Source organism: Cypionkella sp. TWP1-2-1b2 (assembly GCF_049896245.1).
Classification (GTDB): domain Bacteria; phylum Pseudomonadota; class Alphaproteobacteria; order Rhodobacterales; family Rhodobacteraceae; genus Cypionkella.
The window spans coordinates 132,466-140,392 of record NZ_JAFCTX010000010.1 but is presented as its reverse complement, the minus strand read 5'-3'; the positions used below and the strand labels follow the sequence as shown (position 1 = coordinate 140,392).

The 7,927-nt window shown below is 61.3% G+C and carries 10 protein-coding genes; 7 read left to right on the top strand and 3 right to left on the bottom strand.

Going from position 1 to position 7,927, the window contains the following annotated elements; genetic code table 11:
• Positions 1-118 precede the first annotated feature (118 nt).
• The 3 genes from ACP7AP_RS09020 to ACP7AP_RS09010 form a co-directional block, all read right to left on the bottom strand.
• Positions 119-493 carry a hypothetical protein gene (locus tag ACP7AP_RS09020; RefSeq protein ID WP_426033872.1) on the bottom strand — a complete coding sequence of 125 codons (375 nt, stop codon included), beginning with the start codon at positions 491-493 and terminating at the stop codon, positions 119-121.
• 41 nt (positions 494-534) lie between these two features.
• On the bottom strand, positions 535-1,296 hold the full coding sequence (locus ACP7AP_RS09015) for a DUF6478 family protein (RefSeq protein WP_426033871.1): 762 nt from the start codon (positions 1,294-1,296) through the stop codon (positions 535-537).
• Between the two features lie 151 nt (positions 1,297-1,447).
• Complete coding sequence (locus tag ACP7AP_RS09010; RefSeq protein ID WP_426033870.1) at positions 1,448-2,029, bottom strand: hypothetical protein; 582 nt, start codon at positions 2,027-2,029, stop codon at positions 1,448-1,450.
• A gap of 151 nt (positions 2,030-2,180) precedes the next feature.
• Here ACP7AP_RS09010 and ACP7AP_RS09005 point away from each other — a divergent pair, with 151 nt between their 5' ends.
• The 7 genes from ACP7AP_RS09005 (at position 2,181) to ACP7AP_RS08975 (ending at position 7,924) form a co-directional block, all read left to right on the top strand.
• Positions 2,181-2,873, top strand: a complete 693-nt coding sequence (locus ACP7AP_RS09005; RefSeq protein ID WP_426033869.1) for a substrate-binding domain-containing protein — start codon at positions 2,181-2,183, stop codon at positions 2,871-2,873.
• Between the two features lie 166 nt (positions 2,874-3,039).
• Positions 3,040-3,855 (top strand): urease accessory protein UreD, encoded by an 816-nt coding sequence (locus ACP7AP_RS09000; protein ID WP_426033868.1) that lies wholly within the window; start codon positions 3,040-3,042, stop codon positions 3,853-3,855.
• A 9-nt stretch (positions 3,856-3,864) separates the two neighbouring features.
• Positions 3,865-4,167, top strand: a complete 303-nt coding sequence (locus ACP7AP_RS08995) for an urease subunit gamma (protein ID WP_426033867.1) — start codon at positions 3,865-3,867, stop codon at positions 4,165-4,167.
• 9 nt (positions 4,168-4,176) lie between these two features.
• Positions 4,177-4,734: a HupE/UreJ family protein gene (locus tag ACP7AP_RS08990; protein ID WP_426033866.1), complete on the top strand. Its 558-nt coding sequence runs from the start codon at positions 4,177-4,179 to the stop codon at positions 4,732-4,734.
• Between the two features lie 10 nt (positions 4,735-4,744).
• Complete coding sequence (locus ACP7AP_RS08985; RefSeq protein ID WP_426033865.1) at positions 4,745-5,050, top strand: urease subunit beta; 306 nt, start codon at positions 4,745-4,747, stop codon at positions 5,048-5,050.
• A 452-nt stretch (positions 5,051-5,502) separates the two neighbouring features.
• On the top strand, positions 5,503-7,209 hold the full coding sequence (gene ureC, locus ACP7AP_RS08980; protein WP_426033864.1) for an urease subunit alpha: 1,707 nt from the start codon (positions 5,503-5,505) through the stop codon (positions 7,207-7,209).
• Between the two features lie 67 nt (positions 7,210-7,276).
• On the top strand, positions 7,277-7,924 hold the full coding sequence (locus ACP7AP_RS08975; RefSeq protein WP_426033863.1) for a hypothetical protein: 648 nt from the start codon (positions 7,277-7,279) through the stop codon (positions 7,922-7,924).
• Positions 7,925-7,927 lie beyond the last annotated feature (3 nt).

Sequence of the window (7,927 nt, the reverse complement as noted above, 5' to 3'; positions counted from 1 at the left end):
CGTACCAAGCCCTCTGGACCGCCGTCGGTGCAGTCTGCGATCTATTCCATAGCCAGGAATGCAGAAACTACTTCAAAGCCGCAGGATATGGTCCCGATTGAAGGTGACTTGCTCTAAGCTACATCGTGGTTTCCAGACAGTGGCGGCGGAACGCCCGCTTCAGCATGTCCAACTCGGCGCGCAAAAGGTCAAGCTCGGCGCGCACGTCATCTTCCATCGCAACCCCGGTGATGATGGTGAAATGGGCCAAAGTTTGCCCGGTGCCGCTATTGCGGATCAGAAAGGTTTGCACGCCTTCGCTGAGCAATGCCGCCGGAATCGGCACCTGCACGGCGAATTCGCCGGGGCGCTCGGCGATGGCGGCAACGGTAACGCCCGCGATAGGTTGTTCAAGGTGCAGCACGTCCAGCGCGGGGGCAGCGGCCCCCCCGGTCAGCACGCCTTCCCAGATGCCAGCGCGGATGCGAGTTTTGGTGAGTGTGGTGTCGGGCATCAAAACCTCAGAGTTCGGCGCGGGTTAAAGTTCGGCATAATTCAAAGTTCAGCGCGCGGGCGGCGCGAGAAGGTCACATCGCGCAGGATGATCTGGTTCATCTCGGGGCCTTCAAAAATCAGATCGACCCAGAGTTTTTCCACCCGCTTTTCGTTGACCTTGGAATAGGCAAGGTCAAACTCCACCATCACCTCCTCCTCATTCAGCGGCAGTTCGCGGACGATTTGTTCGATGTTGGGGCCGTGTTTGATGTTCAGCCGCGCGAAGATTTCCAGCGGCTTTTCCATCTCGACGATCACATCCATGCGGATGACGTGGTTTTGCTTCAGCCCCCGCGCGGCATCTTCCGGCAGATCGACCACCAGCGACAGGAACGAGCCGTCAAAGCGGAACACATCCATCCGAAAGCCGAACGGGGCAATATCGGCCTCCCGCGTGTTGCGGATCTGGCGGACGGTCAGTTCCGAGCGGCGGCAATCGTGGAAAATCGTAGCCCCATCGTAGATCGGGGCTTTGCCGGGAACGCTGGCAAACCCCGGCACCGGGATCGAGCCCTTCCACAACTCGGGCCGCCAGGACCAATCGGTGCCCAGCGGTTTGCGGATGATGTTGGAACCGATCACCGGCAAGGCAAGGCGGTGGTCGGCCTCGTGGATCACCCGATCCAGATTGCGGCGCAGGGCGCGGGCGCGGGCGCGCATCCCGCGCAAGCCATCAAGATCGGTGGCGGGCGCGTTATCGGCCACGTCACCCCAGCGGCGCAACGTCCGCTTGTGCAACAGCCGATCAACCAACCCTGACATTCGCCCCGCCATGAAACCTTCTCGCATTTCCCCTAAGGGTGCATTGTTGAACATATGGAAACTATGCTGTTATCGCTGCAAAAATCTTAATACTCCACCCTAAACCACGGTGATTTTTTAAGAACTGTCGCGATCTGCGGCGGCGGCGGCTTTATACGGGCGCTTTGTTGGCGGCGCGCAGGGCATCCAGCGCTTTTTCAAGGATTTTGCGACCCTCGACAGGGTCCAGCCGCACTTCATCGGTGCCCGTGGCCGACAGCGTTACCAGCCGCGCCTTGACCCCGATCACCGCGCGCCAATATTCGCCGACATTGCGATCCTGCACATGCAGCAAAAACGCATCGCCCGCGCCCAAAGCCGCGATGATTTTGACATCCGCCGCGCGCCCCGAACGTGACAAGGTGGCGCGGCCTTGTTTGGAGGCGAAGAACGCAGCCAGCGCCGGACCGCCTGCGGTCATCGCCCCCGCCGAGCCACCCTGCCCAATGGAAACTGTGATCAGCGCCGGGGTGGCTTTCATCGCATCCGAGCACCGCCCCATCAGAATGACGGCGGTATCGCGGGCCTCACGGCTGGCCTTGCCGTCGATGCAATAGCCGGGCGGCACGCCGATTTGCAGCGCTCCACCTAACACCGGAGCCGAGCGCGATGACGTAAAGCCGCTGCCGACCTGACAACTGGCCAGCGTCAAGGCGATGGCCAACAGCGCGGAAAGGCGGGTCAGGGTCTGCATCGGGTCAGGCTCCGGTCTGGCAATATGAGGGATTCTGGCGCAAAATAAAGGATGTTGAGCAAAGCGATAGAGCCGAGGGCGCGTTGACACAAGCCGGATATGTTGCCAGTCCAGAACGAAAAGCGCCGATCACGGGGCGCGCTGCGTCTCAATGCTGCTATCGCAGCAAGCCGATTGTGTGTTGGCTGCCAGCGTGAAGGAAGACAGCACGCCGTATCGGCGCCTCGTCGATGCAAGGATTCCGATCGTGGCGTTTGACCGGGCTTTGCCGGGCCTGGCGGTGCAGAGCGTGGCCGCAGATCATCTGGCTGGCAGCCAGATGATAGCCGAACATATGCTGAGTTTGGGGCATCGCCACTTTGCGGTGATTGGCGCGCCGCAGCACAGCCCGCCGGTGCAGGCGCGGGTGCAGGGCGCGACAGAGCGTCTGGCCGAAGCATGCTTAAGCGCGCAAATGGTGTTGGGGCCAGCGCATGATTGCGATGCCTGCCGCGCGTTGGCGGTGGGGATTCTCCGCAATGGCAGCGTGGCAAACCGGCCCACAGCGGTGATCGGCACCCCCGATATTGCCGCGATTGGCGCGATGCATGCGGCGCTTGGCATGCGGCTTTCGGTGCCGGCGGATGTCTCGGTGATCGGCTTTGCTGCCTGCCAGAACCGCGCTCTGTCCTACGGGCTCCGACCACGATGGCGCAGCCGCTGTAGCAGATTGGCGTGCAGTTGGTGGCGCAGTTGGTGGCGCGGATCGCCGGGGATGTGGTTCAACTGGTGGATTTGCCGCTGCGTTTGGTGGTGCGCGATACGACGGCAGCGCCGCGCTAAGCGGCTACTTGCGGCGATCTGACTGCGAGGGGCTTAATACCAGTTTTGGCGTTTCGCTCATAAATCGTGCTATTGGATGATAATTTAAGCACAAACCCCCCGCAAATGCACAGTTCAGCGGCACTGTTGCGCCCGACGCATTTTCGTGGCGCAAAGCCGGTGCTGTAGTCAGGGATGAGGAGACTCCGATGCTCGCGACCCCGGCCACCCCAATGCAGCGCAGCCATGGCTCGGCTTTTGCCAGCTTTCGCTGTCTGGATGGCCGCGCGCGGCTGCTGGATCTGGCGCAGGCCGGATCTGCCAAGGCGATGCTGCCACGGGTGTCGGGCGTGCCAGAGGTGGTGTTTCTGAACACTTCGGGCGGGCTGACGGATGGCGATGCTTTGTCCTACAGTCTTGATCTTGCAGCCGGAGCCTGCGTGACGGCCACCACACAAACCGCCGAGCGGGTCTATGCCAGCCGGGGTGCGGCCGCACGGGCTGTGGTGCAGGCGAAGGTGGGCGCGGGTGGGCATCTCGACTGGCTGCCGCAAGAAACGATTTTGTTTCAGGCCAGCCATTTACACCGCGACACGCAGATTGATCTGGCGGCGGATGCCAGCTGTCTGCTGTCGGAAACCGTTATCTTGGGGCGTCATGCCATGGGCGAAACCCTAACTGATGCCCGGCTGACCGATGCGCGGATGGTGCGGCGGATGGGACGTCCGGTTTGGGCCGAGACGGTGCGGATGGATGCGTCCGTGTTGGCGGATGCCAGCGCCGCGCTGCTGGGCCAAGCGCGCGGCTTTGCGGTGATCGCGCTGGTAGCCCAAGGGGCCGAGGATGCGTTGCCGCGTCTGCGCGCCGCTTTGACACATCCGGGCTGTGAGGCGGCAGCCTCGGCTTGGGATGGCAAATGTATCGCCCGGATTGTGGCCCGCGATGGCTGGCCTTTGAGACAACAAATAGCCCAGGCGTTGGCGGCTTTGCGGATGGGTCCGCTGCCGCGCGTTTGGCAGATCTAGGAGGCACGGATGAACCTGACCCCGCGAGAGCGTGAGAAACTGCTGATCTCGGTCGCCGCCATGGTGGCGCGGGGGCGGCTGGCACGGGGGGTCAAGCTGAACCACCCCGAAGCTATTGCCTTGATCACCGATTTCGTGGTCGAGGGTGCCCGCGATGGCCGCACCGTCGCCGATCTGATGCAGGCAGGCGCGCATGTGATTTCCGCCGATCAATGCATGGATGGCATCCCGACGATGATCCATTCGGTGCAGGTCGAGGCGACGTTTCCTGATGGCACCAAGCTGGTGACCGTTCACCACCCCATCCGCTAAGAGGTTCATATGAAACGTATTCTTATCTCTCTGCCGCTGCTGTTGGCCCCCTCGATGGCTCTCGCGCATCCGGGGCATGGTTACGGGTTTGAGGCCGGGTTTCTACGCCCCTTCACCGGAACCGATCATCTGCTGGCGATGGTCGGCGTTGGCCTTTGGGCGGCGATCTTGGGCGGGCGGGCGCGTTGGGCGCTGCCTGCGGGCTTCCTTTCGACAATGGCGCTGGGAGGGGCCTTGGCGATGAACCTTGGGCTCGGGCTTACTGCGGCGGCGGTGGAGCCTGCAATTCTCGCCTCGGTGATCTTGCTCGGCGCGGTGGTGGCACTGGCGTTGCGCGCGCCGGTGGTCGTGGCCTTGCCGCTGGTCGGCCTGTTCGGCCTGGCGCATGGTGCCGCGCATGGGGCTGAGATGGTCGGCAACGGTCTGGCTTTTGGTGCGGCGATGCTGGCCGCCACCGCTTTGCTGCATGGCGCGGGTCTGGCTTTGGGCCTGACGCTGAACGGGCGGATTGCCCGCGCTTTGGGTGGGGCGACAGCACTGGCGGGCCTCACGCTCGCCTTCGCGTAGAGGGGCCGCGATGATCCCCGGAGAAATCTTTCCCGCCGAAGGCACCATCGAGCTAAACGCAGGTCAGCCGAGCATCACCCTGATGGTCGCCAACACCGGCGACCGACCTGTGCAAGTCGGCTCCCACTACCACTTCGCCGAAACCAACCCCGGCCTCAGCTTCGACCGCACCGCAGCACATGGCATGCGCCTTAATATCGCCGCAGGCACCGCCGTCCGCTTCGAGCCCGGCCAATCCCGCGAAGTCCGCCTCACGCCCTACGGCGGCCTGCGCCGGGTGTTCGGGTTTAATTCCGCCGTGATGGGAGAGTTGTGATGCAAACTAAACTCACCTTATGCGCAAGAGAAATCAAAGCCAGCCATTATAGCGCGCTAGCACTAGTCCAATCGAAAGTGCGTAAATTAGAATTTGGATACTCAGATCTGCTGTCGTCATTTTTGATCCCTTCTCATTTTTCGTTGAGTGTCCGTAGGGCTAACATACCACTCAAGCATATGGAAATAAAAAGAAAAAATTTAACTCTGAAACAGAACCAGATTTTATTTCTAGGGTCAAACTAATGTATTCAAATACTTACACCATTTTATCTCGCGGTGAGAGTGTGAAATACATCTGATAATTTCTAACGAATTCAGCGCTTTAGAAAAGGAAATTATTCTCATGCCAAGAGATACTGCAATACTAACAGTTACTTGGATAGCTAACGTCAATTAGGCCACCCGTTGCCTGACGATTTCGACCACCACGCCCCTGCAAGGAAGAAGAAAATGCCCACACGCATCGCCCGCGCCGATTATGCCGCCATGTATGGCCCGACCACCGGAGATCGCATCCGGCTTGGCGACACCGATCTGATCATTGAAGTCGAACGCGATCTGACCACCTACGGCGAGGAGGTCAAATTCGGCGGCGGCAAGGTGATCCGCGATGGCATGGGGCAATCGCAGATTCCACGCGCTGGCGGTGCGGTGGATACCGTGATCACCAACGCGCTGATCCTCGACCATTCCGGCATCTACAAGGCTGACGTTGGCCTGCGCGATGGCTTGATCCATAAGATCGGCAAGGCGGGCAACCCCGACACGCAGCCGAATGTCACCATCATCATCGGGCCTTCGACCGAGATAATCGCCGGAGAGGGTCGCATTCTGACCCCCGGCGGCATGGACGCGCATATCCATTTCATCTGCCCGCAGCAGGCCGAAGACGCACTTCATTCCGGCGTCACAACGCTGTTCGGCGGTGGCACCGGCCCGGCGCATGGCACTCTGGCCACCACCTGCACCCCCGGCCCGTGGCATATCGGGCGGATGCTGATGGCGCTCGACCATATCCCTATGAACTTTGGGATTTCCGGCAAGGGCAATGCGTCGCAACCTGCGGGTTTGATTGAAATGGTCAAGGCCGGAGCCAGCGCCCTGAAACTGCATGAAGACTGGGGCACCACCCCCGCCGCCATCGACTGCTGCCTGTCGGTGGCCGACGATATGGACGTGCAGGTGATGATCCACACCGACACGCTCAATGAGTCTGGTTTTGTCGAGAACACCTTGGCGGCGATCAAAGGCCGCACCATCCACGCCTTTCACACCGAAGGCGCGGGCGGCGGCCATGCCCCCGATATCCTGCGCGTGGTGGGCCAAGCCAATATCATCCCGTCCTCGACCAACCCGACGATGCCCTACACAAGCAACACCGTCGAAGAACATCTCGACATGCTGATGGTCTGCCACCACCTTGATAAATCCATCCCCGAGGATGTCGCCTTCGCTGAATCCCGCATCCGGCGCGAGACGATTGCGGCGGAAGATATCCTGCATGACATGGGCGCGCTGTCGATCCTGTCCTCCGACAGCCAAGCCATGGGCCGGATTGGCGAGGTGATCATCCGCACCTGGCAAACCGCGCATAAGATGAAGCAGCAGCGCGGTCGGCTGCCCGATGAGACGGGGCAGAACGACAACCTGCGCGCCCGCCGCTATGTGGCGAAATATACCATCAACCCGGCGATCACCCATGGGGTTTCCGCCCATATCGGCAGCATCGCGCCCGGCAAACGCGCCGACCTCGTGCTGTGGAACCCGGCGTTTTTCGGCGCAAAACCCGAGATGGTGCTGATGGGTGGCATGATCGCGGTGGCGCAGATGGGCGACCCGAACGGCTCGATCCCGGTGCAACCGATGTATTCCCGCCCGATGTTCGGCGCTTTGGGCCGCGCAATGCAGGCCAGCACCGCAACCTTCGTTTCCCAAGCCGCCTTGGCCGATGATGTCGGCGGCAAGCTGGGCCTCGGCAAGACTGTGCTCGCAGTGAAGGGCACGCGGACAATCGGCAAAGCCGACATGATCCTGAACCACGCCCGCCCCGAGATCACGGTGAACCCCGAAACCTACGAAGTCCGCGCCGATGGCGAGTTGCTCACCTGCGAACCCGCCAGCGAACTGCCGCTGGCGCAGCGCTATTTCCTGTTTTAACGGGATTTATGATGAGGCATCTTCGCCCAGCGCAGTATAACAGCCTCAGATCAACAGTGAGGTTGCCATGCTGACCCTGACCCGCGCGCTTGCGCTTTGCCTTTGTATGTCCAGCCCCGCGCTGGCCGAATGTGTGACGCCCGCAAGCCTTACAAATGGCGTAAACTTCACACGCCAAGATGGCCGCCAAGGCCTGATCCGCACCGACGGCAAGCGCTTTGCCATTGATTACGCAGTAAATTCCAGCACCGCTTGGCAAGACAAGCGCCAGTCGTGGCTGGGCATTTACGATGCCGAGTGGACATGGGTGCCAACTGACACCTATCAGACCGAGGGCGGACCGGGCGGCACTTACAGCTATAGGTTTGCCAGTCAACCACCGATGCCCGCGCCCGGCACGACGTGGGATACTACCGTGACCGAGCGTGGCGCGCAGGCGGTGCGCTTCAAACTAGGCCCGGTGGCGATCTCGCAGCGCGACCGCACCAGCTATACCGTCAACTACCGCTTCTTGGCGGAAACCACCGCGAAATTGTCCGACTGTAGCTACCGGGTGCAAACCGTCGAGGCGATCTTCACGAACAAAACCACCGATCTGACCCGCCGTTGGGTTTACTTTCCCGATCTCGGCTTCGGTCTGGAAACTCAAGTGGTTGACCGCAAGGGCGACGCCAGCCGCGACCTTGGTTTGACCTCCCTGACCCCGAAAGGCTAACCC